Genomic DNA, 23825 nt, shown 5'->3' with positions numbered 1-23825 from the left:
GGCCGTAGGCCGCGTCCCAGGCACCGCGCGGGGCAGGACGCGGCCTGCGGCCGCTGCTACGGGGCAGCGGCAGGCTCTGTCGCGCGGCGCTGTTGGCTGGCCTGCCCCTTGGCCCGCACGGCCGCATGCTCGGCCGCCAGCAAGGCAAACGTCAGCCCCGGCCCCAGGGTAATACCCGGCCCGGGGTACGTGCCGCCCATCACCGAATGCATGTCATTGCCCACCGCGTACAGGCCTCCGATGGCCTGGTCATGGCTGTCCAGCACGCACGCCTGGGCATCGGTGGCAAACCCGGTGGCGGCGCCGATGTCGCCTGGGTACAGGCGCACGGCGTAGAACGGCGCGGTGCCGATGCGCCCCAGGTTCGGGTTCGGTGCATTGCTCGCATCGCCATTGGCGCGCTGGTAGTCCGTGGTACCACGCTGGTAGTCCAGGTCCACGCCCGTCACCGCATACTCGTTCATGCGCTTGACGCTGTCCTGCAGGCCTTGGGCATCGATGTCCAGTTGCCGCGCCAGCTCCGCCAGGCTGGCACCCTGGGTCAGGTAGCCGTCATCCAGGAACGGCTGCAGGCCCTTGCCACCGGGCCGCACCATGCCCAGGCCGTACTTGCGCAGCCCCTCGGCGTCGGTGATCAGGTAACCCGGCGCCACCCCGGCGTCCTGCAGGCCGATGCCAAACAGGTGATAGGACGTCGACTCGTTGAGGAAACGCCGCCCCTGCTGGTTGACCGTGAGCATGCCCGGCTTGCCGCGGTCGAGGATGAAGTGCGGGAACACCGCCTGGCTGCCATCGGCGCGCTGGCGGATCGACACCGGTGCCCAGAAGGCATGGCTCAGCCCCGGCTCGCCGTAACGGCCGCCCGCCTCCTGCACCACGTCATGGGCCTGGCCGGTGTGCCCCGGCGCGCCCGGGCACCAGCGGGCGTCGATGCCCGGCAGCAGCGCCTTGCGCCGCTCCGGGTGGCGATTGAAGCCGCCCGTGGCCAGTATCACCCCACCGCGCACCTGCACCCGGCGCTTCACCCCGCGCTGGGACAGTTCAATGGCCTCGACGCCATCGGCGCCCTTGACGATGCGGTCCATCTGGCAGTCGGTGAGCACCGGCACGCCCTTCTCGTCCAGGGAATACAACAGGCTGGCCACCAGCGCGTTGCCCATCACCAGGCGCGTGCCGCGCGGATGCTTGAGGCGGTCCATGGCCTGGCGTAGCAGCAGCCTGGCGCTATGCTTGAACGAGGCCAGCGAGCGGCTCAGGTTGAGCAGGTGGCCCACGTCGTCACGGTCCACCATCATGCCGCCCAGCACGGTGAACTCGGGGATCGGCGGGCGCACCAGGCGGAAGCGTTCGCCCAATTTGCGCCCGTCGAACGCCAGGGGTTCCAGCGCCCGGCCCTTCAACGTAGAGCCGGCGAGGTCGGAAATGTAGTCAGGGTGGAACGGCCGGGCGCGATAGCGCACCGCCGAACCAGCTTCGATTTTCGCCACCGCGCGCGGGCCGTTGGCCAGGAACGCCCGGCGCAACGCCGGGTTGGAACGCGCGCCCACCGCCAGGTCCAGGTAGCCGCTGGCTTTCTCCAGGCTGTCGTCGTGCACGCCCACCGAGGCGGCGTGGTGGCTGTTGGGAACCCAGGTGGTGCCGGCGGAAAACGCCGTGGTACCGCCCACGTACTCGCTGCGTTCCACCAGCAGCACCTTGGCCCCCTCGATGGCGCCAAACAACGCCGCCGACATGCCGGCGCCACCCGCCCCCACCACGACGATGTCGAAGCTCTCGCCTTCCTCAATGTCCACCAGGTGCTTTCTCATTGTTATGTCCTCGCGCAGCAAATCTATTTATTGGAATTACATTCCATAAATTAATTTAATTACCACAAAGCCGCAAGCACAAGCCCCGCACGCCGTGCTGGTAGACTGCCCGCCGGCCAGTCAAGGAGCTTTAAATGAGTCGCTATCGCCCACCCCGCAGCCACGGCACCGCGCTGATCACCCCCGAGGGCGAGGCACGCATGCGGGCGGAATTGCATGAGTTGTGGCACGTGCGCCGGCCCCAGGTGACCCAGTCGGTGAGCGAGGCGGCGGCCCAGGGTGACCGCTCCGAGAACGCCGAATACACCTATGGCAAGAAGATGCTGCGCGAGATCGACAGCCGCGTGCGCTTCCTGACCAAGCGCCTGGAAAACCTCAAGGTGGTGAGCGAGCGCCCCAGCGACCCGAACAAGGTGTACTTCGGCGCCTGGGTCACCGTGGAAAACGAACAGGGCGACACGTCGCGCTACCGCATCGTCGGCCCCGACGAGCTGGACCTCAAGCTCAACCTGATCAGCATCGACTCGCCCCTGGCCCGTGCCCTGCTGGGCAAGGCGCTGGACGCCGAGGTGCGGGTGCACACCCCCACCGGCGAGCAGCTGGTGTATATCGTCGAGATTGATTACCCCTGAGCCAGGGCGACTTTTCCTGCGCGGCACGCGTCTTCGCCTGATCGGCAAGGGTGCGCCCGGCGCCTAGGATGGTGGGCTCCCCCCCTCGCCAAGGAAGGCCCACCATGAAAGTCAAGAACCAGGACAACCTGCACGCCTGGATGAGCAACAACGCGGTTATCGGCAACCTGCGCATCGACCAGTTGATATTGCCCGGCAGCCACGATTCGGGCAGCCATAAACGGCAACGGCCACAGTTGCAGTTACCCCACGAGATCACCCAGGACCTGCCACCCATCGAACAGGTCCGCAACGGTATCCGCTCGCTGGACCTGCGCGTGCGCTTTTGCAGACAGTTCGCCGCTGGCGACCCGCGCCGCTTCCAGCTGACGCACATGAACTCGGTAGGACGAAGCCTGGAGGAGGATTTGATCACGCCTCTCCTGGCTTATTACGACGAAGCCGATACCCAGCGCGAAATCATCATTCTCGACCTCCACCAACTCAAGGACTTCACCCCTGCGGCGCACGAAGAGCTTCAGCAGGTACTGGCAGCTCGCCTGGGCCATCGCTGCCTGCCCTATGACGCCATCGGCAAGAAACTGGTGTACCTGTGGCTGGAAAATCCCGGCAAGACGCTGGTACTGGCCTACCGGGGCCCGGCGTGGAACGCCCTGATCTGGAAACCGGTGAACCAGCGCTGGAGCGAGAGCAACACCCTGCCCACCCACCAACTGAAGAACTTCATGGACAAAGTGGCCAGGGAGCACAAGCCCGACGAGGAACTGCGCTCGATCCAGTGCGCCAGGTACGCCCTGCCACTGTTCCTGCCCGACGACTTCAGCGACAAGATCGACCTGTGGTTCCACTCCGAAGACGAGCAGAGCTACATCCAGCAGTTCTACATCATCAACACCGATTGGAGCCTGCGCAGCCGCATCGTCGCCAACTGCATCCACGCCAGTGTAGTGAAGGCCCTGAGCCGTTGACGCTCAGCGCAGGGTAACCAGCCCCTGGCGCGCCACGCGGGTCAGGTGGCCGATGACTTCGGCGGCGTGCTCGGCGGCCGGTGACTGCACCACGGCCAGGTCGAAGCGGTTGTTGGCGAGGTTGGCCAGGGACTGGCTGGGGTCGATGAACTGGATCAGGAAGGCGCTGGCCTTGCCCGCACGGCGTGGCCAACCATCGAGGTAGCGCAGCAGGGTCGGCTGGTGCTGGCCGACCAGCAGGATTCGGGGGTTGCGCGGCGCGCTGCTGGCTGGCAGTGGCGTCAGGCAGACGATAGGACGGGGGCAACTCATGGTGGTGTCTTCCAAGCCTCGCAGGTCCCGCTGGGCTGCGGTGGGAGGCGACACCGAACCAGCGTTTTAGCGGTATTTCGGAAACTCCCGTGATGGAAGTATTCCTGCGCCCCGCAAGTAGCTGTGTTAAATCGGCGCTTGAATGCCATCGTAGTAAAACGATGGCACCGGTGTCAACGAGACGAAGGCAGATCAACGCCCCGGCGGGTTCTCGCCCAGTGGCACCACCGCCACGGTGAGCCGCGAGATGCAGTTGAGCTTGCCGCGCTCGTCGCTCAGGCGAATGTCCCACACGTGGGTGGTGCGGCCGATGTGCACCGCCCGCGCCACGCCGGTCACGCGGCCACTGCGCACGCCGCGCACGTGGTTGGCGTTCACCTCCAGCCCCACACAGTAATGGGTGCTGGGGTCGATGCACAGGTAGCTGGCCATGGAACCCAGGGTTTCCGCCAGCACCACCGAGGCGCCGCCGTGCAGCAGGCCGTAGGGCTGGTGGGTGCGATGGTCGACCGCCATGCTGGCGGTCAGGGAGTCGTCATCCACGGCTTCGAAGCGGATGTCGAGCACCTCGCCGATGGTGTTCTTCTGCGCCTCGTTGAACTGCTCGAGGTTGGGTTGCGTGCGCCATAGGCTCATGGGATTCGTCCTTTTCCGGAATATTCAAGGCCGGCGCGCGTCGCTGGAACAGCGAGGCGGCCGCAATCGACCGCCCCACTATCTGGCAGCCCCGGCGCGGCGTGCAAGCGCCAGCGCCGTTGCAGGCTGGCATTTGGCCGTTCCGCCGCCGGCTCAGGCGTGGTGCACGGCCTGCACGCTCATCAGCCCGGCCAGCGGCCAGTCGCCTTCGAGCACCGCCAGGCTGGCGGTGTTCATGCCGCGTGGCTGCTGCAGGTGGCCGTTTTCCAGCAGGCCCACCAGGGCGCCCACCAGCGGCTGGTGGCTGACCAGCAGCACGCTGTCCAGGCCCAGGCGGTCCAGCTGGCCGATGACCTCCTGGGGGTCGCTTTCAGGGGTCAGCCAAGGCACGGTGACGATGGGCTGCTCCAGCGCCAGCGCCTCGTGGACGATGGTGGCGGTCTGCTGGGCACGCACGTAAGGGCTGGCGTACACCGCGGCCAGCGGCTGGCCCAGCAGGTGCGCAGCGCTGCGCAGCACTTCTTCGCGGCCGTAGTCGGTGAGTTCGCGCAGGCTGTCGCGGGCGGCCTGGCCCTGGGCCTCGCCGTGGCGCAGGATCCACAGCTTCACAGCTTGGGCTCTTCGTCGCGGGCCGGGTGCGGCGCAGGCGGCACGCTGTGCGGGGCCTCGCCTTCGGGTGCGCGTGGCGCCGGCCAATCAGCGAACGGCCAGGGCTTCTGTTCGGTGTGGAAGCTGCCGAACCGGCCGATCTGCGCCATGAACTGGCTGAGGCTGTCGCCGAAGTTCATCAGGCTCAGGTTCGGCGAGCCGTACACCAGCCGATAGACCAGCTGGATCAGCACCACGGCGCCCAGCAGCAGCTGGGCCACCTGCCACACCAGCACGTACAGCACCATCCACAGCACCCGCAGCAGGATCGATTCCTGACTGGGCTTGAGAGGCGAATCACTCATGTCCTTGCTCCTGCAAAATCAGTTGAAACCACTGGTGGAAATGAAGTCGACGTCGGTCTTGGGCTCGGCGCGCATCAACAGTTCGATGACCTGGGCCAGGGTACGCCCTTCGAACAGAATGGCGTGCAGCCCGGCTACCAGCGGCATGTACACCTTCAGCTCCTGGGCCTTGGCCTTGAGCACCTTGAGGGTGTTGACGCCCTCTGCCACCTCGCCCAGGCGGTTGACCGCCTCGTCCAGGCTCAGGCCCTGGCCCAGGGCGAAGCCCACCTGGTAGTTGCGGCTCTTGGGCGAGGAGCAGGTGACGATCAGGTCGCCCACCCCGGCCAGGCCCAGGAAGGTCATGGGGTTGGCGCCCTGGCTCACGGCGAAGCGGGTCATCTCCGCCAGGGCGCGGGTAATCAGCATGCTCTTGGTGTTCTCGCCCATGCCCAGCGCCACCGCCATGCCGGCGATGATGGCGTAGACGTTCTTCAGCGCCCCGCCCAGCTCCACGCCGAAGCGGTCGGCACTGGCGTAGACCCTGAACGTGGGCCCGTGCAGCGCGGCCTGCACCTGTTCGCAGAGGTTCTCGTCCTCGCTGGCCACCACGGTGGCGGTCAGGGCGTGCTCGGCCACCTCGCGCGCAAGGTTGGGGCCCGACAGCACGCCGATGCGGGCGTCTGGGGCGATGTCGCCAAGGATCTCGCTCATCAGCTTGAACGTCTGGGCCTCGATACCCTTGGTCAGGCTGACCAGCATGCGCCCGGCCAGCAGCTGCGCATGGGGCGCCAGCACGCTGCGCAGGGCGCTGGACGGCAGGGCCACGAAGATCAGGTCGCTGCCACCCAGGGTGGCGAGCAGGTCGGTGACCGGCTCGACGCCGGCGTGGATCTTGATGCCCTTGAGGTAGCGCGGATTCTCGCGCTGGGTGCGGATCGCCTCGGCTTGCTCGGGATCGCGCATCCACTGGCGTACCGCGTGGCCGTTCTCGGCCAGCAGGTTCGCCACGGCGGTCCCGAAGCTTCCGCCCCCCAGCACTGCAACAGGCTGCTGTTCAGTCATATCCAATCCATCAAAACCATAAAAAGTGGCGACGCCCGCATTATACGGAGCGCACGCGCCGCGGCCAGCCCCGCAGGCCAAAGCCTTGCGCGAAAGCGTAGCCGCACGTGTCGATGCCGTACACATGACTGGAAATGTCGCCCAAGGCGGTTAAAATGCGCGGCTGTTCGACTTTGCCAAGGCCGCACCGTGCGAGATTGCACCCGATGAAATGGCGTCCCAGCTGGGACATCCACAGCCGCACCCAGGTGATCTGCCTGGGCCCCGCCCTGGTGCTGACCCTGCTGCTCACCGGTTTCTTCACCTTCGTGCGCATCCAGGACCTGCGCGAGGAAATGACCCGCACCGGCCAACTGATCGCCAACCAGCTGGCGCCGGCCGCCGAGTTCGGCGTGATCAGCCACAACACCACGGTGCTCGACAGCCTGCTGCGCGCCACCCTGGAGATCCCCCACGTGCGCTTCCTGGAGGTACAGGACAGCAACGACCATGTGCTGCTGTACGTCGAGCAGCCCGACGGCGTGCTGGCGCACAGCGCCAAGGTGCAGGTGTTCCAGGCCAGCATCCGCCTGCAGCGCGCCGCCCTGGCCGGCGACCTGCACCACGGCAACCTGCTGCGCGTGGGCCAGCCCGACTGCGTGGGCCGGGTGATCGTCGGCATGTCCAACGACGCCTTCAACCAGCGCCAGCAGGAGATCCTGCTCAAGGCCGCGGTGCTGGCGCTGGTGGCCCTGCTGTTCAGTTTCCTGCTGGCCCGGCGCCTGGCCCTGAGCCTGGCCCGGCCGATCAGCGAGATGGGCCTGGCGGTGAAGGCCATCCAGGAAGGCGACTTCAAGGCGCCGCTGCCCATTGTCGACGACACCGAGTTGGGCAACCTGGCCCAGCACATCAACAACCTTGCCAAGGGCCTGGACCAGGCCGGGCGCGAACAGCAGCAGGCCATCGAGCAACTGATCAGCACCCGCGAACAGGCCGAGCGCGCCAACAGCGCCAAGTCCGACTTCCTGGCCATGATGAGCCATGAACTGCGCACGCCCATGAACGGTGTGCTGGGCATGCTGCAGCTGCTGGAAACCACGGTGATGACCGACGAGCAGATCGAGTACGCGGCCCTGGCCACCCAGTCCACCGAACACCTGCTGAAGGTGATCAACGACATTCTCGACTTCTCGCGCATCGAACGCGCCGCGCTGGAACTGGAGCACATCCCCTTCAACCTCGGCGAGCTGGTGGCCAGCTGCGCCCACACCTTCCAGCACACCGCGCAGAAAAGCGGCCTGGCGCTGCACCTGAGCCTGGCCCAGGGCTTCGACGCCCTGCAGGTGGAGGGCGACCCCACGCGCATCCGCCAGATCCTGGTGAACCTGATTGGCAATGCCATCAAGTTCACCGACGTCGGCAGCGTGCACATCGACGCCCAGTGGCAGGTGCTCGACCACCAGTTGATCTGGCTGACCTGCACCGTGCGCGACACCGGCATCGGCATCAGCGCCGAGCGCCTGGAAAGTATGTTCGTGGCCTTCCAGCAGGCCGACAGCAGCATCTCGCGCCGCTACGGCGGCACCGGCCTGGGCCTGCCCATCGCGCGTACCCTGGCCGAGCGCATGGGTGGCACCCTGCTGGCCGAAAGCGAGGAAGGCCGCGGCTCGCTGTTCACCCTGGAAATCCCCCTGGCGCTGAGCCAGCGCGCCGCCACGCCACTGCGCGAAGCGCGGCTGGGCGACGAGGCGCAGAACCTGGGCAAGCGCGTGCTGCTGGTGGAAGACAACCCGGTCAACCAGACCGTGATCGAGGCCATGCTGCGCAGCCTGGGCTTCGTGGTGAGCGTGGTCGGCGACGGCGCCCAGGCCATCCACGAGGTCACCCACCAGCCGTTCGATGCGGTGCTGATGGACTGCCGCCTGCCCATCGTCGATGGCTACGAAGCCACCCGGCGCATCCGCCAACTGCCCGAGCACGCGCACTTGCCCATCATCGCCCTGACCGCCAACGCCCTGCTGGGCGACCGCGAGGCCTGCCTGACCGCCGGCATGAATGACTATCTGGCAAAACCTTTCAAACGTACCGATCTGGAGCAGGTACTGAGGCGCTGGCTGGCAGCTTAAATGCGCCCCCAGGGCAGCCGGGGCTGGCGCTAAATGCTAAAGTGCGGCAGTCTTAGACGTTATGTCAGGCAAAATGAACCGCCTGGATAAAAAATTTCAGTGCACAGGTGTACTTCTTTGTCCCTGGCGCTGTGACTTTCACTACAACGCAATAGTCTATGTGTAGGCTGCCCTGCCAAAGGCGCATTCGCTTTGGCACGGCCGGGAGAATTTGCCCCACTGCCACACGGGACTATTGAGGAGCTCGCATGACCAAACAACACGCCTTTACTCGGGAAGAACTACTGAGCTGCAGCCGCGGCGAGATGTTCGGCCCAGGTAACGCGCAACTGCCCGCCGGTAACATGCTGATGGTGGATCGCATTACCCATATCAGCAGCGAAGGTGGCAAGTACGGCAAAGGTGAATTGGTCGCCGAGCTGGATATCAACCCGGACCTGTGGTTCTTCGCCTGCCACTTCGAAGGTGACCCGGTGATGCCGGGCTGCCTGGGCCTCGACGCCATGTGGCAGCTGGTCGGTTTCTTCCTGGGCTGGCAAGGCCTGCCGGGCCGCGGCCGTGCGCTGGGCTCGGGCGAAGTGAAGTTCTTCGGCCAGGTACTGCCGACCGCCAAGAAGGTCACCTACAACATCCAGATCAAGCGCGTCCTCAAGGGCAAGCTGAACCTGGCCATCGCCGACGGTTCCGTCAGCGTTGACGGCAAAGAGATCTACACCGCCGAAGGCCTTCGGGTCGGCGTGTTCACATCCACCGAAAATTTCTAAGGGTTATCCGCATGCGCCGCGTCGTTATCACTGGTCTGGGCATTGTTTCCTGCTTGGGCAATGACAAAGACACCGTCACCGCAAACCTGCGTGCAAACCGCCCTGGCATCCGCTTCAACCCGGAATATGCCGAAATGGGTCTGCGCAGCCAGGTTTCCGGCTCCATCGACCTCAACCTCGAAGAACTGATCGACCGCAAGGTGTTCCGTTTCGTGGGTCACGCCGCTGCCTACGCCTACCTGGCCATGGCCGACGCGATCAAGGATTCGGGCCTGACCGAAGAGATGGTCTCCAACCCGCGTACCGGCCTGATCGCAGGTTCGGGCGGCGCGTCGACCCTCAACCAGATGGAAGCGCTGGACATCCTGCGCGAGAAAGGCGTGAAGCGCGTTGGTCCATACCGCGTGACCCGCACCATGAGCAGCACGGTCTCCGCTTGCCTGGCCACGCCATTCAAGATCAAGGGCCTGAACTACTCCATCGCTTCTGCCTGCGCCACCAGTGCCCACTGCATCGGTACCGCCATGGAACAGATCCAGATGGGCAAGCAGGACATCGTCTTCGCCGGTGGCGGTGAAGAAGAACACTGGAGCCAGTCGTTCCTGTTCGACGCCATGGGCGCCCTGTCCAGCAAGCGCAACGACACCCCGGAAAAGGCTTCGCGCGCCTACGACAACGACCGTGATGGCTTCGTCATCGCCGGCGGTGGCGGCATGGTAGTGGTCGAGGAGCTGGAACACGCCCTGGCCCGTGGCGCCAAGATCTACGCGGAAATCGTCGGCTACGGCGCTACTTCCGACGGCTACGACATGGTGGCCCCGAGCGGCGAAGGCGCGATCCGCTGCATGCAGCAGGCGCTGTCCACCGTCGACACCCCGATCGACTACCTGAACACCCACGGCACCTCGACCCCGGTCGGCGACGTCGCGGAAATGAAAGGTGTGCGCGAAGTGTTCGGCGACAAGGCCCCGGCCATCAGCTCCACCAAGAGCCTGTCGGGTCACTCCCTGGGCGCCGCCGGCGTTCACGAAGCGATCTACTGCATGCTGATGATGGAAGGCAACTTCATTGCCGGTTCCGCCAACATCGACGAGCTGGACCCAGCCGTTGCCGACATGCCGATCCTGCGCGAGACTCAAGAAAACGCCAAGATCGACACCGTCATGAGCAACAGCTTCGGCTTCGGTGGCACCAACGCCACGCTGGTGCTCAAGCGCTGGCAGGGCAAGTAAGGGCTCACCCCCTTGCTGAAAAAGAACGGCACCTTCGGGTGCCGTTTTTTTTATGCCCTGAATTGTCTTGTGGGAGCTGGCTTGCCAGCGAGCTTTTCGGGCCTCAACAGCTCGCTGGCAAGCCAGCTCCCACAGCCATTCCCTTAATTACAGGAGCGCCGCCAGAGCACAAACGTACCAGCACTTCCAGGCCACACGGTCTACAGTAGGGCGATCATGCCCAAGGACCGCCCCATGCCCATCACCCTCAACACCGAGTCCGTCGACAGCTTCCGCCACAGCCTGCAGATCGACGACCACGCCCTGTTCACCGACCTGCCCAAGGCCCTGGGCGGCGACGATTCGGCGCCCTCCCCCCACGACTATTTCGACGCTGCCCTGGGCGCCTGCAAGGCGCTGACGCTGAAGTACTACGCGCAGAAAAAAGGCATCCCACTGACCGGCGTGTCGGTGGACGTGCAGCGCGATGACAGCCATGAGTTGAAGGGCCACTATGCAATCAACGTCGTGCTGACCCTCAAGGGCGTGCTCACCGCCGAGCAGCGCGCCGAACTGCACCGCGTGGCCGACCGCTGCCCCGTGCACAAGCTGATGACCAGCACCGAGATCGCCATCACCACCACCCTGGCCGAAGGCGCCTTCAGCCAGTAACGGAGCCCGTCATGCCGCACCTGGTGATTCGCCCACCCGCCGAAGACGTCGAAGGCCAGCCCATCCTGCGCCCGCTGCCCTCGCGGCAGTGCCGCGCGGTGGGCCCCTTCGTGTTTTTCGACCACATGCTCGCCACCACCTATGCTCCCGGCGCTGGCGTGAACATCCGCCAGCACCCGCACATCGGCCTGTCCACCCTGACCTACCTGCTCGAAGGCGAGCTGCTGCACAAGGACAGCCTGGGCAGCGACCAGCGGGTGAAGCCCGGCGAGGTCAGCTGGATGACCGCCGGCAAGGCCATCGCCCACGTGGAGCGCACGCCGGACGACCTGCGCGCCCGCGGTTCGCGCCTGCATGGCCTGCAGGTGTGGCTGGCGTCGCCTGTGAGCGCCGAACAGGGTGAAAGCCACTACAGCCATCACCCCGCGGGCGAACTGCCCGTGAGCGACGCCCTGGGCGCTCGCATCAGGATGATTGCCGGCGAAGGCTTCTGCCTGGTCGCACCGGTGCCGGTGCTTTCTCCTACGCTGTACGCTGAAGTGCACATGGTGGCAGGCAGCACGCTGCTGCTGCCTGACGAACATCAGGAGCGGGCGCTGTATGTGCTGGAGGGTGAGGTAGAACTGGAGGACGAGGCGGTGCAGCCGCTGACACTGCTGGTGCTGGAAGCCGGCGAGCAGCCGACGCTGGTGGCACAGACCGATTGCCACCTGGTGCTGATCGGTGGCGCCCCGCTGGACGGGCCGCGGCGCATGAACTGGAACTTCGTCGCCAGCGACGTGGCGCTGATTGACCAGGCGCGGGCGAAATGGGCAGCCGGCGATTGGCCGACGGTGCCGGGCGAAACCGAACGGATCGAATTACCGCGATAATCAGTGTGGGAGCTGGCTTGCCAGCGAGCTTTTGAGGCCCAAAAGCTCGCTGGCAAGCCAGCTCCCACAAATGCATCAGCGATGCATTCGAATCAGACCGCTGGCTTGAAAACTTCTTCCAGCAGGTTGTGCATGGCCTTGAAGGCACGGTCAGCCACAACCTTGTTGTACATCTGCACGCCCGGGTTGTTGGCTTCCACGTCGGTGAACGAGTGGTAGGCGCCACCGTAGCTGGTCAGCTGCCAATCCACGCCCGCGGCGTTCATTTCTTCTTCGAAGGCAGGCAGCTGCTCTTTCGGTACCAGCGGGTCGCTGGCGCCGTGCAGCACCAGCACCTTGCCCAGGATGTTCTTGCCATCGGCCGGGTTCGGCGTGTCCAGGGTACCGTGGAACGACACCGCAGCCTTCAGCGGCGCGCCGGTGCGGGCCAGCTCCAGGGAGCAGCAGCCACCGAAGCAGAAGCCGAAGGTGGCCAGCTGGTCCTTGTCCACGGCAGCAACGGCCTGGCCCTGCAGCTGCTCGAAGGCCACCTGCATGCGCTTGCGCAGTTCGGCGCGGTCGGTCTTGAGCGGCATCATCGCCGCCAGGCATTCCTCGTTGCCTTTCGGGCGCACGGCCTGGCCGTACAGGTCAGCCAGCAGTACCACATAACCCTGGGCCGCGACGGATTGCGCGATGCGCTCGGCGCCTTCGCTGATGCCTACCCAGTTCGGCGCCATCAACAGGCCCGGACGCGGGGATACCACCGCATCGTCATACACCAGGCGGCTTTCATATGGCTTGCCATCGATCTGATAGACAACGGATTGAACGGTAACAGTCATGAGATTTCCCCGATACAAAGAGAGTGGGACTTAAACGCAAAAACCCGCCGAAGCGGGTTTTTGCTGCAACAGTTTAAACGGACAGTTCGACCAGCAGCTTGTTCAGGCGGCGCACGTAGGCGGCCGGGTCCTTGAGGCTGTCGCCGGCGGCCAGGGCCGCCTGGTCGAAGAGGATGTGCGAGAAGTCGGCGAAACGGTCTTCGCTCTGCTCGTGATCCAGCTTCTCGATCAGCGGGTGGCTTGGGTTGAACTCGAAGATCGGCTTCGACTCAGGCACCTTCTGGCCGCTGGCTTCCAGGATCTGGCGCATCTGCAGGCCCAGGTCCTGCTCACCGATGGCCAGGATGGCTGGCGAATCGGTCAGGCGGTGCGACACGCGCACTTCGCTGACGCTGTCACCCAGGGCGGCTTTCAGGCGCTCGATCAGGCCTTCCTTGTCCTTGGCCACTTCTTCCTGGGCTTTCTTGTCTTCTTCCGAATCCAGCTTGCCCAGGTCCAGGTCGCCACGGGCCACGTCGACGAAGCCCTTGCCGTCGAAGTCGGTCAGGTAGCTCATCAGCCACTCGTCGATACGGTCGGTCAGCAGCAGCACTTCGATGCCTTTCTTGCGGAAGACTTCCAGGTGCGGGCTGTTCTTGACCTGCGCGTAGCTCTCGCCGGTGAGGAAGTAGATCTTGTCCTGGCCTTCCTTGGCGCGCGCCAGGTAGTCGGCCAGGGACACGGTCTGCTCGCCGCTGTCGTCGTGGGTGGACGCGAAGCGCAGCAGGCCGGCGATCTTTTCCTTGTTGGCGAAGTCTTCGGCCGGGCCTTCCTTGATGACCTGGCCGAAGTTCTTCCAGAAGCCCTTGTACTGCTCAGGCTCGTTCTTGGCCAGCTTCTCCAGCATGTCCAGCACGCGCTTGGTCAGCGCGGTCTTCATGGAGTCGATGATCGGGTCTTTCTGCAGGATTTCCCGCGACACGTTCAGCGACAGGTCGTTGGAGTCGACCACGCCCTTGATGAAGCGCAGGTACAGCGGCAGGAACGACTCGGCCTGGTCCATCACGAACACGCGCTGCACGTACAGCTTCAGGCCGCGTGGGGCTTCGCGCTGGTACAGGTCGAACGGCGCGCGGGCCGGCACGTACAGCAGCGAGTTGTATTCCAGCTTGCCTTCGACCTTGTTATGGCTCCAGCTCAGCGGGTTCTCGTGGTCGTGGGCGATGTGCTTGTAGAACTCCTGGTATTCCTCGTCCTTCACCTCGGTGCGCGGACGGGTCCACAGGGCGCTGGCGCGGTTGACGGTTTCCCATTCGGCGGCAGGCTGTTCCTCACCTTCGGCAGCGGCCTGTTCTTTCGGCAGCTCGATCGGCAGGGCGATGTGGTCGGAGTACTTCTTGATGATGTTGCGCAGGCGCCAGCCATCGGCGAACTCGGACTCGGCTGGCTTGAGGTGCAGGACGATGCGGGTGCCGCGGTCGGCCTTGTCGATGGTCGCGACCTCGAACTCGCCTTCGCCCTTGGACGACCAGTGCACGCCTTCGCTGGCGGCAGTACCGGCGCGACGGCTGTACACGTCGACCTGGTCGGCAACGATGAACGCGGAGTAGAAGCCCACGCCGAATTGGCCGATCAGGTGCGAATCTTTCTTCTGGTCGCCGGTGAGGTTCTTCATGAAGTCGGCGGTGCCGGACTTGGCGATGGTACCCAGGTGGGTGATCACGTCGTCACGGTTCATGCCGATGCCGTTGTCTTCGAGGGTGACGGTGTTGGCCGCCTTGTCGAAGCTCACGCGGATTTTCAGCTCGGCGCCGCCTTCCAGCAGGTCGGGCTTGGACAGCGCTTCGAAGCGCAGTTTGTCGACAGCGTCGGATGCGTTGGAGATCAATTCGCGAAGGAAAATTTCCTTGTTGGAATACAGCGAATGGATCATGAGGTGCAGCAGCTGCTTCACCTCGGTCTGGAAGCCCAGGGTTTCTTTTTGAGTTTCCACACTCATGGTCATCAAACTCCAATCAGATGGCACAGGCCGCGGGCTCAAGCGCATTTGCGGCGGGATGACAATCAGATGGGGGCAGCCCCGGTGATTTCAAGGGGCAGGACTTTCATCAATCTTGAAATGCGCCCGCGCGGTGGCGATGGGCTCGGCCGGGTCGGCCTGCCAGGCAGTGATGGCCACGTTGGTAACGCGCCGCCCCTGGCGCCACAACTGGCAGCGCGCGAAGGTGTCGCGGAACAGCCCGGCGCGCAGGTAATCAATGGAAAAGTCGATGATCTTCGGCACCTGCCCGGTCTCGGTGAACAGGATCAGCTGCAGCGCCGCCGCCAGTTCCATGAAGCCGGCGATCACGCCGCCGTGAATCGCCGGCAACAACGGGTTACCAATATTGCCGCGGTTGGCCGGCAAGATGAACAGCACGCCCTCCTCCTCGCGCCGGCACTGGATGCCGATCAGCGTCGCGTAGGGAATCAACGCCAGCAGCGGCGCGTAGTCATTGTCGGCGTGGGCCACGCGCAGCCGTTCGCGCAGGGCATGGTCGATCATGGCTGGCCTCCCAGGGCACCGGCGAAGGCGGCGCTGCCCTTCACGCCCTTGCCCAGGCGCATGAAGGTGCCCACCACCTGGGCGATCGGTTCATCGGCGCTGTCCTGGTAGGCAAAGCCCCTGGTGAAGATCACATCGCGCGTCACCCGGTAGCACTGGGCATGGCCGTAGATGGCCTTGTGCGCCTGGGCGGGGTGAATGTAGTCGATGCGCAGGTCCAAGGTCGGGCACACCTCGAACTGCGGCAGCACGCACAGGGTGGCAATGCCGCACGTGGTGTCCATCAGGGTTGTCACCGCACCGCCATGGATAACCCCCGTCTGCGGGTTGCCGACAATGGCCGGCGAATAAGGCAGCACCAAGGTGACGCCCTGCTGATCAATGGCACTGATACTCAGGCCAATGATCTGGCAATGCGGCAACGCACTGATGAACCGCCGGGCTTGCTGTAACAACGGTGAATCGGTCATGGCTGAGGCCTTGGTTATTGTTTTTCGAAACAGCACACCGTGAACAAAAAGTCTATATGGATCCAACACTTATATATCGTGCACTGCCACGGAACTTAAGTTGCCGGGCCGCGTTCGAAGGGAAAGTAGATATCTTCAATAAGGAGAAACACCCCATGCGTAAAACTTTAGCTTATGCCCTGATGCTGGCCGCTTCCCTGGGCCTGGCTGCTTGCGATAAAAAATCCGAGGACAAAGCCCAGGATGCGCAGCAACACGCCGAACAAGCACAACAGAAGATGGACGACGCTCAGGATAAAATGAACGACGCCGCTAAAGAAAACGCCGAAGCTGCCAAATCCAACGACGAAGCCAACCAGGAACGCGCCAAGGAGAACTCCGACGGTGCTTCCAACGTGCAGACTCCAGCGCCTCAGGCCACTACCCCGAGCGAACCTGCCAAGAACTGATTGGCGGTTGACGCATACAATAAAGCCCGGCCGATTGCCGGGCTTTTTTGTTTCCGGACATTGAACTTTATTGCAGCGTGGATAACACCCAATAACGATAAACCGGCGTCAGCATCAACAACAATGAACACACCACCCCCACCATCCATACCAGCGAACGCAACGACGCCCTGTCGTTGAGGTACAGGTACAGGTAAATAACCCGCGTAATGATGAAGACGATGGCCAGCAGGTCGACGAACCAGCCCTGCGTCTGGGTGGTGTGCGCCATCAGCACGCCTACCGCAAACAGAATGAAGGCTTCGAAGCTGTTCTGGTGCGCCGCCACCGCCCGCGCGCCCAGGCCGGTGAGGCGCGCCTGCTGGGCGCGGGGGTTGTGGTTGTCGTAGCCGCCCTGCTCTTTCATGGCCTTGGCCACGGGGATACGGGCGATGTAGATCAACAGCGCGGCAATGAAAATGCACCAGAACGGGATGCTCATGGGGGTGTTCCTCGTTGGGGTTCGCCCAAGGGGTATAGCACGCCCCCCGTATCCGCGTAGCCGCACTGTCTTGTGGGAGCTGGCTTGCCAGCGAGCTTTTATGGCCCCAACAGCTCGCTGGCAAGCCAGCTCCCACAGGATGTAGCTGCCGAAGGCTGCGTCCGCGACCACCACCGTTTCCTCGTCGATCGCGTCGCCTGCATCGCGGCCAAGGCCGGCTCCTACCACGTACGGCGTAGGAGCCGACTTTAGTCGCGATGCAGACGACGCCGCTTCAAGACAGTTGCTGCTACGGGTGTTTTTCGGCCAGGCATAAAAAATGCCCTGCATCCGTCGATGCAGGGCATTTCGATATTGCCTTGGCGGCTTGTGGCCGCCGGCAAAGGTTTGCTACCGGGTGTCAGGCAACCGCTTCGCGGGCTTTGCCCATCACGCGGTCGTAGGCCACGGCAGCCACCAGGGTGACCACCGAAGGTACCAGCCACGCCAGGCCCTGGTCGCTCAGCGGCAGGTTGGCCAGGGAGGCCGGCAGCCATTCGGTGAAACCGGCGCCCTTGAGGGCATCAACCAGGCCGAACAGCAGCGACACACCCATCACCGGCGCGAACACGCGAGTCGGCGAGCTGAAGAACTCCTTGCAGAAGCTCAACGCCACCAGCGCGATGCACGGCGGGTAGATGGCGGTCAGCACCGGGATCGAGAAGGCAATCAGCTTGGTCAGGCCCAGGTTCGACACCAGCAGCGAGAAGCCGGCCAGCAGCACCACCAGGGTCTTGTACGACAGCGGCAGGCACTTGCTGAAGTACTCGGCACAGGCGCAGGTCAGGCCCACGGCAGTCACCAGGCACGCCAGGGAGATCAGCACGGCAAGGAAACCGCTGCCCAGGGAGCCGAAGGTGTGCTGCACGTAGGCGTGCAGGACCATGGCGCCGTTGGTGGCGTCGGCCGCGATGATGTGGCTGCCTTCACCCAGGCGGAACAGGCTGACGTACACCAGCGCCAGGCCGACACCGGCGATCAGGCCGGCGATGATGGCGTAGCGGGTGATCAGCTTCGGCGACTCGACGCCGCGCGAGCGGATGGCGTTGACGATGACGATGCCGAAGACCAGGGCACCCAGGGTGTCCATGGTCAGGTAGCCGTTGATGAAGCCATTGGAGAACGGCGCGGCCTGGTAGGCCGGTTGCGCGTCACCCACGGGGCCGGCAGGCAGCATGAACGCGGCAATGCCGAGCGCGGCCAGGGCGATGATTTTCAGCGGTGCCAGGAAGCGGCCCACGGTATCGAGCAGCTTGCCAGGGTACATCGACACCGCCAGCACCACGATGAAGTACACCAGGCTGTAGCAGAACAGCGCGGTCGGGCTGTCGCCGGTCAGGGGCGCCAGGCCCACTTCGAACGACACGGTGGCCGTACGTGGGGTGGCGAACAGCGGGCCCACGGCCAGGTACGCGACAGCCGCCAGCAGGCCGCCGGCGACCTTGCCGATGGGGCTGCTGAGCGCGTCCATGCCGCCGCCGACTTTCGCCAGGGCGACCACGGTCACCACGGGCAGGCCCACGGCGGTGATCAGGAAGCCAAAGGCCGCCATCCACGCGTGAGGGCCGGCCTGCAGGCCGACGATCGGTGGGAAGATGATGTTGCCAGCACCTACGAACAACGCGAACGTCATGAAACCAAGTGCCAGGATGTCCTGGCCTTTCAACACTTTCATTAAGGAATCCACACTACTGAATCGGAATTTAGAGAGGGATCTCCCATGGGTCAGGGAAATGCGGCCAGGCTGGATAAGCCAAGGCCCTTACAGCGTGCGGCTACCCCTTTTGGGGGCAAATCGCAGAGATGGCGGCTAGCGTATCGGATTCGGGCGATAAACGCACTGTTATTGCACGTACTGTCCGATGAACGCGCGGTAATGTCGCACGGGGGACATTTTTTGCCGATTTCGTCAGGCGAAACGTTTCACCTTTCCACCTCCGAAAACGACAAAGGCCACCCGTAGGTGGCCTTTGTTGGCTCAGCTAATCAACGAAGGCTCAGGCCTTCTTGATTTCCCAGCCAGTCAGCTCGGCCAGGGCCTTGCCGATGTCAGCCAGCGAACGCACGGTTTTCACGCCGGCGTCTTGCAGGGCAGCGAACTTCTCGTCTGCAGTGCCCTTGCCGCCGGAGATGATTGCGCCTGCGTGGCCCATGCGCTTGCCTGGAGGGGCAGTCACACCAGCGATGTAGGACACGACCGGCTTGGTCACGTTGGCCTTGATGTAGGCAGCCGCTTCTTCTTCAGCCGAACCGCCGATCTCGCCGATCATCACGATCGCCTCGGTCTTCGGGTCTTCCTGGAACAGCTTCAGGATGTCGATGAAGTTGGAGCCCGGGATCGGGTCACCGCCGATGCCGACGCAGGTCGACTGGCCGAAGCCGGCGTCGGTGGTCTGCTTCACGGCTTCGTAGGTCAGGGTGCCGGAACGCGACACGATGCCTACCTTGCCTGGCAAGTGGATGTGACCTGGCATGATGCCGATCTTGCACTCGCCCGGAGTGATGACGCCTGGGCAGTTCGGGCCGATCAGGGTAACACCCAGCTCGTCGCACTTGACCTTGGCATCCAGCATGTCCAGGGTAGGAATGCCTTCGGTGATGCAGATGATCAGCTTGATGCCGCCGAACGCCGCTTCAAGGATGGAGTCCTTGCAGAACGGAGCCGGTACGTAGATCACGCTGGCGGTGGCGCCGGTGGCTTTTACAGCCTCGGCAACGGTGTTGAACACTGGCAGGTTCAGGTGGGTGGTACCACCCTTGCCTGGGGTCACGCCGCCAACCATCTTGGTGCCGTAGGCGATGGCTTGTTCGGAGTGGAAAGTACCCTGCGAGCCGGTGAAGCCCTGGCAGATGACTTTGGTATCTTTATTGATCAGGACGCTCATTACTTGCCCTCCGCAGCTTTAACGACTTGTTGAGCAGCGTCGGTCAGGCTGGTGGCAGCGATGATGTTCAGACCGCTTTCTGCCAGTACTTTGGCGCCCAGGTCAGCGTTGTTGCCTTCAAGGCGCACAACGACCGGGATTTTCACGCCGACTTCTTTCACGGCGCCGATGATGCCTTCGGCAATCATGTCGCAGCGAACGATGCCGCCGAAGATGTTGACCAGTACTGCGGCGACGTTGGAGTCGGACAGAATGATCTTGAACGCTTCGGTCACGCGCTCTTTGGTAGCGCCGCCGCCCACGTCCAGGAAGTTGGCAGGCTTGCCGCCGTGCAGGTTGACGATGTCCATGGTACCCATGGCCAGGCCGGCACCGTTGACCATGCAGCCGATGTTGCCTTCCAGTGCCACGTAGTTCAGTTCGAACTTGGCAGCGTGGGCTTCACGGGCGTCGTCTTGCGACGGGTCATGGAACGTCTTCAGCTTGGGCTGACGGTACATGGCGTTGGCGTCGATGTTGATCTTGGCATCGAGGCAGTGCAGGTCGCCGTCGGCCTTGATCACCAGCGGGTTGACTTCCAGCAGGGCCAGGTCGTGGTCCTGGAACAGCTTGGCCAGGCCAACGAAGATCTTGGCGAACTGGGCAACCTGCTTGCCTTCCAGACCCAGCTGGAACGCCAGGTCGCGACCCTGGAACGGCTGTGCGCCGACCAGTGGGTCGATGGTAGCTTTCAGAATCTTTTCAGGAGTGTCGTGAGCGATCTTCTCGATGTCCACGCCACCTTCGGTGGAAGCCATGAACACGATACGACGGCTGGAGCGGTCGACTACTGCGCCCAGATACAGCTCTTTGGCGATATCGGTGCAGGATTCAACCAGGATCTTGGTAACAGGCTGGCCATTGGCGTCAGTCTGGTAAGTCACCAGGCGCTTGCCCAGCCACTGCTGTGCGAAGGCCTTGGCGTCTTCTTTGCTGCGAACCAGCTTTACGCCGCCCGCTTTACCGCGACCACCCGCGTGGACCTGAGCCTTGACGACCCATTCAGTCCCGCCGATTTTTTCGCAAGCTGCTGCAGCTTCTTCCGGGGTGTCTACCGCGTAACCCTTGGATACTGGCAGGCCGTATTCAGCGAACAGCTGCTTACCCTGATACTCGTGAAGATTCATGCTTATTACCGTCTTCGTTAGGTACTGCGCTTCGGCGCTGCGCTCTCTGTGGAGTGCCGCGCCACCTGTGACTGCTGCTCGCAGGCTTTCAAGGATGCGTGGTCCCTGTTGGCCTGCGGGGTGAGTCCGACGAACTTTCCGCGGTGAGTCGTGCACGCAAGACTCACGACGGGCGGCCCGTCGTGGTTTCTTATTGTTTCACTTAACGCTTTTTACGGTTGGCAACGTGGATGGCACCGCCATTCACGGCCAGCGCTGCTTCATGCAGTGCTTCGGACAGGGTCGGGTGGGAGAAAACCATCATCCCGAGGTCTTCGGCGCTAGTGCCGAATTCCATGCCGATCGCGCCCTGCTGAACCAGTTCTGCGGCGCTTGGGCCAATTACATGGACACCCAGCACGCGGTCAGTCTTGGCATCAGCGATAACTTTTACAAAACCGCCGGTATCGTTTGCTGCCATGGCACGGCCACTGGCGGCGAACGGGAAGGTGCCCACGTTAACTTCAACGCCTTCAGCCTTCAAGGCCTGTTCGGTTTTACCGACCCATGCAATTTCCGGGTGGGTGTAGATAACCGATGGGATCAGGTCGTAGTTCATCTGGGTCTTGTGGCCCTTGATGCGCTCGACGACCATGATGCCCTCTTCCGAGGCCTTGTGGGCCAGCATCATGCCACGCACCACGTCACCGATGGCGTAGACGCCAGGCACGCTGGTGGTGCAGTGATCGTCGACGAAGATGAAGCCGCGCTCGTCGATGTTCACGCCGCTGTCGGCGGCCAGCAGGTCGGTGGTCACTGGGCGACGGCCCACGGCAACGATCAGCTTGTCGAAGGTGATGTTCTGTTCGCCGTTGGCGTCGGTGTAGGTGACCACGACTTCTTCGCCGTTGACCTTGGAGCCGGTGACGCGCGCGCCCAGCTTGATGTCCAGGCCTTGCTTGGTCAGCGTCTTGTAGGCTTCTTTCGAGACGGCGGTGTCAGCGGCCATCAGGAAGGTGTCCAGGGCTTCCAGCACGGTCACCTGGGCGCCGAGGCGCGACCATACCGAACCCAGCTCCAGGCCGATGACGCCAGCGCCGATCACGCCCAGGCGTTTTGGCACGGCCTGGAATTCCAGGGCGCCGGTGGAGTCGACGATGACCTTGTTGTCGACCGGAGCCGGCGGAATGTCGATCGGACGCGAACCGGAGGCCAGGATGACGTTCTCGGCTTCGATGACTTCGGTGGTGCCGTCAGGCTTGGTGACTTCGACTTTCTTGCCAGCCAGCAGCTTGCCGTGGCCCTGGATCGAAGTGACGCCGTTGGCCTTGAACAGGGTGGCAACGCCGGAGGTCAGGCCCTTGACGATGTTGGCCTTGCGGCCGACCATCGCTGGCACGTCCATGGTCACGCCGCTGTGGCTGATACCGTGGATGGCGAAACCGTCCTGGGCTTCGTGGAATTTCCAGGAGCTGTCCAGCAGCGCCTTGGAAGGAATGCAGCCGACGTTCAGGCAGGTACCGCCCAGGGCCAGTTTGCCTTCCTTGTCGGTGTACTTCTCGATGCAGGCAGTCGAAAGACCGAGCTGTGCTGCCTTGATGGCGGCCACGTAGCCGCCAGGGCCCGCACCAATCACTACCACGTCGAATTTCTGAGTCATAAATAGCTTCCTATTAGCTTCAAGCTTCAAGCCGCAAGCTGCAGGCCAGAGCCCCGCCGCGGACGGCTTGAGGCTCGTAGCTTACAGCTTTCGGCTGCTTTGTCAGATGTCCAGCAGCAGACGAGCCGGATCTTCGAGCAGGTTCTTGATGGTCACCAGGAAGGTAACGGCTTCTTTACCGTCGATCAGGCGGTGATCGTAGGACAGCGCCAGGTACATCATCGGACGGATCACGACCTGACCGTTGACGGCCATCGGGCGCTGGATGATGTTGTGCATGCCCAGGATAGCGGCCTGTGGCGGGTTGACGATCGGGGTCGACATCATCGAACCGAAGGTACCGCCGTTGGTGATGGTGAAGGTACCACCAGTCATTTCTTCCATCGACAGCTTGCCGTCGCGCGCCTTCTTGCCGAAGGTGGCGATGCCGCCTTCGATTTCGGCCAGGCTCATCAGCTCGGCGTTGCGCAGTACTGGCACGACCAGGCCGCGGTCGCTGGACACGGCAACGCCGACGTCAGCGTAGCCGTGGTAGACGATGTCGGCGCCGTCGATCGAGGCGTTGACCGCAGGGAAGCGCTTCAGCGCTTCGGTGGCAGCCTTGACGAAGAACGACATGAAGCCCAGGCGCACGCCGTTGTGGGACTTCTCGAACAGGTCCTTGTACTTCGAACGCAGGGCCATGACCTCAGTCATGTCGACTTCGTTGAAAGTGGTCAGCATGGCCATGTTCGACTGGGCTTCGACCAGGCGCTCGGCAACCTTGGCGCGCAGGCGGGTCATCGGCACGCGTTTTTCAACGCGGTCACCGGCGGCCAGCACAGGGGCGGCAGCAGCGGCAGCGGCAGGCTTGGCAGCCGGGGCGGCAGCAGGTGCGGACTTCTTGGCTTCGATGGCAGCAACCACGTCTTCCTTGGTCACGCGGCCGTCCTTGCCAGTGCCCTTGATGCTGCTCAGGGCAATGCCGTTTTCTTCGGCCAGCTTGCGCGCAGCCGGCGCGCCGATGGCGTCTTCGTCGCCAGCGGCGGCAGCAGCAGGTGCAGCAGCGGCAGCAGCGGCAGCGGCAGGCGCGGCAGCTGGAGCGGCGGCAGCGGCGCCGCCTTCAACGATGGAGCCCAGGACTTCGTCGGACAGGACGGTTTCGCCCTCGCCCTTGACGATGGCGCCCAGGACGCCGTCAGCGGTGGCGAGTACTTCCAGCACTACTTTGTCGGTCTCGATGTCGACAATCAGCTCGTCGCGCTTGACGGCTTCGCCCGGTTGCTTGTGCCAGGTGGCAACGGTGCCATCGGCAACCGATTCCGGGAAAGTAGGGGCTTTGATCTCGATAGCCATTATCAGTGGTTCCTTAAATTCGGTTTCTTGTGCGCG

At 63.6% G+C, this 23825-nt stretch carries 24 protein-coding genes; 8 read left to right on the top strand and 16 right to left on the bottom strand.

What is annotated here, in order from left to right; translation table 11 throughout:
- Nucleotides 1-56: 56 nt before the first annotated feature.
- Nucleotides 57-1808 carry an FAD-dependent oxidoreductase gene (locus tag RAM80_RS26205; protein WP_416423295.1) on the bottom strand — a complete coding sequence of 584 codons (1752 nt, stop codon included), beginning with the start codon at nucleotides 1806-1808 and terminating at the stop codon, nucleotides 57-59.
- Nucleotides 1809-1942: 134 nt separating this feature from the next.
- On the opposite strand from RAM80_RS26205, the gene greB reads away from it, so the two are divergent.
- The gene (gene greB / locus RAM80_RS26200) at nucleotides 1943-2440 is read left to right on the top strand and encodes a transcription elongation factor GreB (protein ID WP_416423294.1); all 498 of its coding nucleotides are present in this window, start codon (nucleotides 1943-1945) and stop codon (nucleotides 2438-2440) included.
- A gap of 104 nt (nucleotides 2441-2544) precedes the next feature.
- Nucleotides 2545-3408, top strand: coding sequence for a hypothetical protein (locus tag RAM80_RS26195; protein ID WP_416423293.1), 864 nt, complete (start codon nucleotides 2545-2547; stop codon nucleotides 3406-3408).
- Between the two features lie 3 nt (nucleotides 3409-3411).
- Here the strand turns inward: RAM80_RS26195 and RAM80_RS26190 are convergent, their stop codons facing one another.
- From RAM80_RS26190 to RAM80_RS26170, 5 genes are all read right to left on the bottom strand, one after another.
- On the bottom strand, nucleotides 3412-3720 hold the full coding sequence (locus RAM80_RS26190; RefSeq protein ID WP_416423292.1) for a hypothetical protein: 309 nt from the start codon (nucleotides 3718-3720) through the stop codon (nucleotides 3412-3414).
- Nucleotides 3721-3912: 192 nt separating this feature from the next.
- On the bottom strand, nucleotides 3913-4356 hold the full coding sequence (locus tag RAM80_RS26185; RefSeq protein WP_416423291.1) for a hotdog fold thioesterase: 444 nt from the start codon (nucleotides 4354-4356) through the stop codon (nucleotides 3913-3915).
- A gap of 153 nt (nucleotides 4357-4509) precedes the next feature.
- Nucleotides 4510-4965 (bottom strand): phosphohistidine phosphatase SixA, encoded by a 456-nt coding sequence (gene sixA / locus RAM80_RS26180; protein ID WP_416423290.1) that lies wholly within the window; start codon nucleotides 4963-4965, stop codon nucleotides 4510-4512.
- A complete protein-coding gene (locus tag RAM80_RS26175; protein ID WP_416423289.1) occupies nucleotides 4962-5309 on the bottom strand; it encodes a DUF4389 domain-containing protein in 348 nt (115 codons plus the stop codon). Before RAM80_RS26175 ends, sixA begins: the two co-directional genes overlap by 4 nt.
- Before the next feature lie 18 nt (nucleotides 5310-5327).
- Complete coding sequence (locus RAM80_RS26170) at nucleotides 5328-6353, bottom strand: NAD(P)H-dependent glycerol-3-phosphate dehydrogenase (protein ID WP_416423288.1); 1026 nt, start codon at nucleotides 6351-6353, stop codon at nucleotides 5328-5330.
- Nucleotides 6354-6559: 206 nt separating this feature from the next.
- Between RAM80_RS26170 and RAM80_RS26165 the strand changes: the two genes are divergently transcribed.
- The 5 genes from RAM80_RS26165 (at nucleotide 6560) to RAM80_RS26145 (ending at nucleotide 11977) form a co-directional block, all read left to right on the top strand.
- Entirely contained in the window at nucleotides 6560-8458 is a 1899-nt protein-coding gene (locus tag RAM80_RS26165) for a response regulator (RefSeq protein WP_416423287.1), read from the top strand.
- Nucleotides 8459-8706: 248 nt separating this feature from the next.
- Complete coding sequence (gene fabA / locus RAM80_RS26160; RefSeq protein ID WP_416423286.1) at nucleotides 8707-9222, top strand: 3-hydroxyacyl-[acyl-carrier-protein] dehydratase FabA; 516 nt, start codon at nucleotides 8707-8709, stop codon at nucleotides 9220-9222.
- An 11-nt stretch (nucleotides 9223-9233) separates the two neighbouring features.
- Nucleotides 9234-10454 carry a beta-ketoacyl-ACP synthase I gene (gene fabB, locus RAM80_RS26155; RefSeq protein WP_416423285.1) on the top strand — a complete coding sequence of 407 codons (1221 nt, stop codon included), beginning with the start codon at nucleotides 9234-9236 and terminating at the stop codon, nucleotides 10452-10454.
- Between the two features lie 234 nt (nucleotides 10455-10688).
- Nucleotides 10689-11105: an OsmC family protein gene (locus tag RAM80_RS26150; protein WP_416423284.1), complete on the top strand. Its 417-nt coding sequence runs from the start codon at nucleotides 10689-10691 to the stop codon at nucleotides 11103-11105.
- An 11-nt stretch (nucleotides 11106-11116) separates the two neighbouring features.
- Complete coding sequence (locus RAM80_RS26145) at nucleotides 11117-11977, top strand: pirin family protein (protein WP_416423283.1); 861 nt, start codon at nucleotides 11117-11119, stop codon at nucleotides 11975-11977.
- Nucleotides 11978-12069: 92 nt separating this feature from the next.
- On the opposite strand, the gene RAM80_RS26140 is transcribed toward RAM80_RS26145, so the two are convergent.
- The 4 genes from RAM80_RS26140 to RAM80_RS26125 all read right to left on the bottom strand — a co-directional run bounded on the left by RAM80_RS26140 (nucleotide 12070) and on the right by RAM80_RS26125 (nucleotide 15795).
- The gene (locus RAM80_RS26140) at nucleotides 12070-12801 is read right to left on the bottom strand and encodes a dienelactone hydrolase family protein (protein WP_416423282.1); all 732 of its coding nucleotides are present in this window, start codon (nucleotides 12799-12801) and stop codon (nucleotides 12070-12072) included.
- 73 nt (nucleotides 12802-12874) lie between these two features.
- Nucleotides 12875-14779, bottom strand: coding sequence for a molecular chaperone HtpG (gene htpG, locus RAM80_RS26135; protein WP_416423281.1), 1905 nt, complete (start codon nucleotides 14777-14779; stop codon nucleotides 12875-12877).
- A 90-nt stretch (nucleotides 14780-14869) separates the two neighbouring features.
- Nucleotides 14870-15325, bottom strand: a complete 456-nt coding sequence (locus RAM80_RS26130; protein WP_416423280.1) for a PaaI family thioesterase — start codon at nucleotides 15323-15325, stop codon at nucleotides 14870-14872.
- On the bottom strand, nucleotides 15322-15795 hold the full coding sequence (locus RAM80_RS26125; RefSeq protein WP_416423279.1) for a PaaI family thioesterase: 474 nt from the start codon (nucleotides 15793-15795) through the stop codon (nucleotides 15322-15324). Before RAM80_RS26125 ends, RAM80_RS26130 begins: the two co-directional genes overlap by 4 nt.
- Nucleotides 15796-15950: 155 nt before the next feature.
- On the opposite strand from RAM80_RS26125, the gene RAM80_RS26120 reads away from it, so the two are divergent.
- Nucleotides 15951-16244 carry a hypothetical protein gene (locus tag RAM80_RS26120; protein ID WP_008372097.1) on the top strand — a complete coding sequence of 98 codons (294 nt, stop codon included), beginning with the start codon at nucleotides 15951-15953 and terminating at the stop codon, nucleotides 16242-16244.
- 67 nt (nucleotides 16245-16311) lie between these two features.
- Here RAM80_RS26120 and RAM80_RS26115 read toward each other — a convergent pair whose 3' ends face one another.
- From RAM80_RS26115 to odhB, 6 genes are all read right to left on the bottom strand, one after another.
- Nucleotides 16312-16725 carry an MAPEG family protein gene (locus tag RAM80_RS26115; RefSeq protein ID WP_416423278.1) on the bottom strand — a complete coding sequence of 138 codons (414 nt, stop codon included), beginning with the start codon at nucleotides 16723-16725 and terminating at the stop codon, nucleotides 16312-16314.
- A gap of 400 nt (nucleotides 16726-17125) precedes the next feature.
- Complete coding sequence (gene brnQ / locus RAM80_RS26110) at nucleotides 17126-18439, bottom strand: branched-chain amino acid transport system II carrier protein (protein ID WP_416423277.1); 1314 nt, start codon at nucleotides 18437-18439, stop codon at nucleotides 17126-17128.
- A 322-nt stretch (nucleotides 18440-18761) separates the two neighbouring features.
- Complete coding sequence (gene sucD, locus RAM80_RS26105; protein ID WP_158155878.1) at nucleotides 18762-19649, bottom strand: succinate--CoA ligase subunit alpha; 888 nt, start codon at nucleotides 19647-19649, stop codon at nucleotides 18762-18764.
- Nucleotides 19649-20815: an ADP-forming succinate--CoA ligase subunit beta gene (gene sucC / locus RAM80_RS26100; protein WP_416427566.1), complete on the bottom strand. Its 1167-nt coding sequence runs from the start codon at nucleotides 20813-20815 to the stop codon at nucleotides 19649-19651. The genes sucD and sucC overlap by 1 nt, the downstream gene beginning before the upstream one ends.
- Nucleotides 20816-21017: 202 nt before the next feature.
- Nucleotides 21018-22454 carry a dihydrolipoyl dehydrogenase gene (gene lpdA, locus RAM80_RS26095; protein WP_416423276.1) on the bottom strand — a complete coding sequence of 479 codons (1437 nt, stop codon included), beginning with the start codon at nucleotides 22452-22454 and terminating at the stop codon, nucleotides 21018-21020.
- Between the two features lie 102 nt (nucleotides 22455-22556).
- Nucleotides 22557-23789, bottom strand: coding sequence for a 2-oxoglutarate dehydrogenase complex dihydrolipoyllysine-residue succinyltransferase (odhB, locus tag RAM80_RS26090; protein ID WP_416423275.1), 1233 nt, complete (start codon nucleotides 23787-23789; stop codon nucleotides 22557-22559).
- Between the last annotated feature and the right edge of the window lie 36 nt (nucleotides 23790-23825).

The organism is Pseudomonas sp. App30 (assembly GCF_047947025.1).
GTDB lineage: Bacteria > Pseudomonadota > Gammaproteobacteria > Pseudomonadales > Pseudomonadaceae > Aquipseudomonas.
This window is presented reverse-complemented; position numbering and strand designations above follow the sequence as displayed.

Excerpts from the sequence above, each read along its gene's own strand:
- RAM80_RS26205 (WP_416423295.1), bottom strand. The coding sequence starts at position 1,808 with ATGAGAAAGCACCTGGTGGACATTGAGGAAGGCGAGAGCTTCGACATC.
- greB (WP_416423294.1), top strand. The coding sequence starts at position 1,943 with ATGAGTCGCTATCGCCCACCCCGCAGCCACGGCACCGCGCTGATCACC.
- RAM80_RS26195 (WP_416423293.1), top strand. The coding sequence starts at position 2,545 with ATGAAAGTCAAGAACCAGGACAACCTGCACGCCTGGATGAGCAACAAC.
- RAM80_RS26190 (WP_416423292.1), bottom strand. The coding sequence starts at position 3,720 with ATGAGTTGCCCCCGTCCTATCGTCTGCCTGACGCCACTGCCAGCCAGC.
- RAM80_RS26185 (WP_416423291.1), bottom strand. The coding sequence starts at position 4,356 with ATGAGCCTATGGCGCACGCAACCCAACCTCGAGCAGTTCAACGAGGCG.
- RAM80_RS26175 (WP_416423289.1), bottom strand. The coding sequence starts at position 5,309 with ATGAGTGATTCGCCTCTCAAGCCCAGTCAGGAATCGATCCTGCTGCGG.
- RAM80_RS26170 (WP_416423288.1), bottom strand. The coding sequence starts at position 6,353 with ATGACTGAACAGCAGCCTGTTGCAGTGCTGGGGGGCGGAAGCTTCGGG.
- RAM80_RS26165 (WP_416423287.1), top strand. The coding sequence starts at position 6,560 with ATGAAATGGCGTCCCAGCTGGGACATCCACAGCCGCACCCAGGTGATC.
- fabA (WP_416423286.1), top strand. The coding sequence starts at position 8,707 with ATGACCAAACAACACGCCTTTACTCGGGAAGAACTACTGAGCTGCAGC.
- fabB (WP_416423285.1), top strand. The coding sequence starts at position 9,234 with ATGCGCCGCGTCGTTATCACTGGTCTGGGCATTGTTTCCTGCTTGGGC.
- RAM80_RS26150 (WP_416423284.1), top strand. The coding sequence starts at position 10,689 with ATGCCCATCACCCTCAACACCGAGTCCGTCGACAGCTTCCGCCACAGC.
- RAM80_RS26145 (WP_416423283.1), top strand. The coding sequence starts at position 11,117 with ATGCCGCACCTGGTGATTCGCCCACCCGCCGAAGACGTCGAAGGCCAG.
- RAM80_RS26140 (WP_416423282.1), bottom strand. The coding sequence starts at position 12,801 with ATGACTGTTACCGTTCAATCCGTTGTCTATCAGATCGATGGCAAGCCA.
- htpG (WP_416423281.1), bottom strand. The coding sequence starts at position 14,779 with ATGAGTGTGGAAACTCAAAAAGAAACCCTGGGCTTCCAGACCGAGGTG.
- RAM80_RS26130 (WP_416423280.1), bottom strand. The coding sequence starts at position 15,325 with ATGATCGACCATGCCCTGCGCGAACGGCTGCGCGTGGCCCACGCCGAC.
- RAM80_RS26125 (WP_416423279.1), bottom strand. The coding sequence starts at position 15,795 with ATGACCGATTCACCGTTGTTACAGCAAGCCCGGCGGTTCATCAGTGCG.
- RAM80_RS26120 (WP_008372097.1), top strand. The coding sequence starts at position 15,951 with ATGCGTAAAACTTTAGCTTATGCCCTGATGCTGGCCGCTTCCCTGGGC.
- RAM80_RS26115 (WP_416423278.1), bottom strand. The coding sequence starts at position 16,725 with ATGAGCATCCCGTTCTGGTGCATTTTCATTGCCGCGCTGTTGATCTAC.
- brnQ (WP_416423277.1), bottom strand. The coding sequence starts at position 18,439 with ATGAAAGTGTTGAAAGGCCAGGACATCCTGGCACTTGGTTTCATGACG.
- sucD (WP_158155878.1), bottom strand. The coding sequence starts at position 19,649 with ATGAGCGTCCTGATCAATAAAGATACCAAAGTCATCTGCCAGGGCTTC.
- sucC (WP_416427566.1), bottom strand. The coding sequence starts at position 20,815 with ATGAATCTTCACGAGTATCAGGGTAAGCAGCTGTTCGCTGAATACGGC.
- lpdA (WP_416423276.1), bottom strand. The coding sequence starts at position 22,454 with ATGACTCAGAAATTCGACGTGGTAGTGATTGGTGCGGGCCCTGGCGGC.
- odhB (WP_416423275.1), bottom strand. The coding sequence starts at position 23,789 with ATGGCTATCGAGATCAAAGCCCCTACTTTCCCGGAATCGGTTGCCGAT.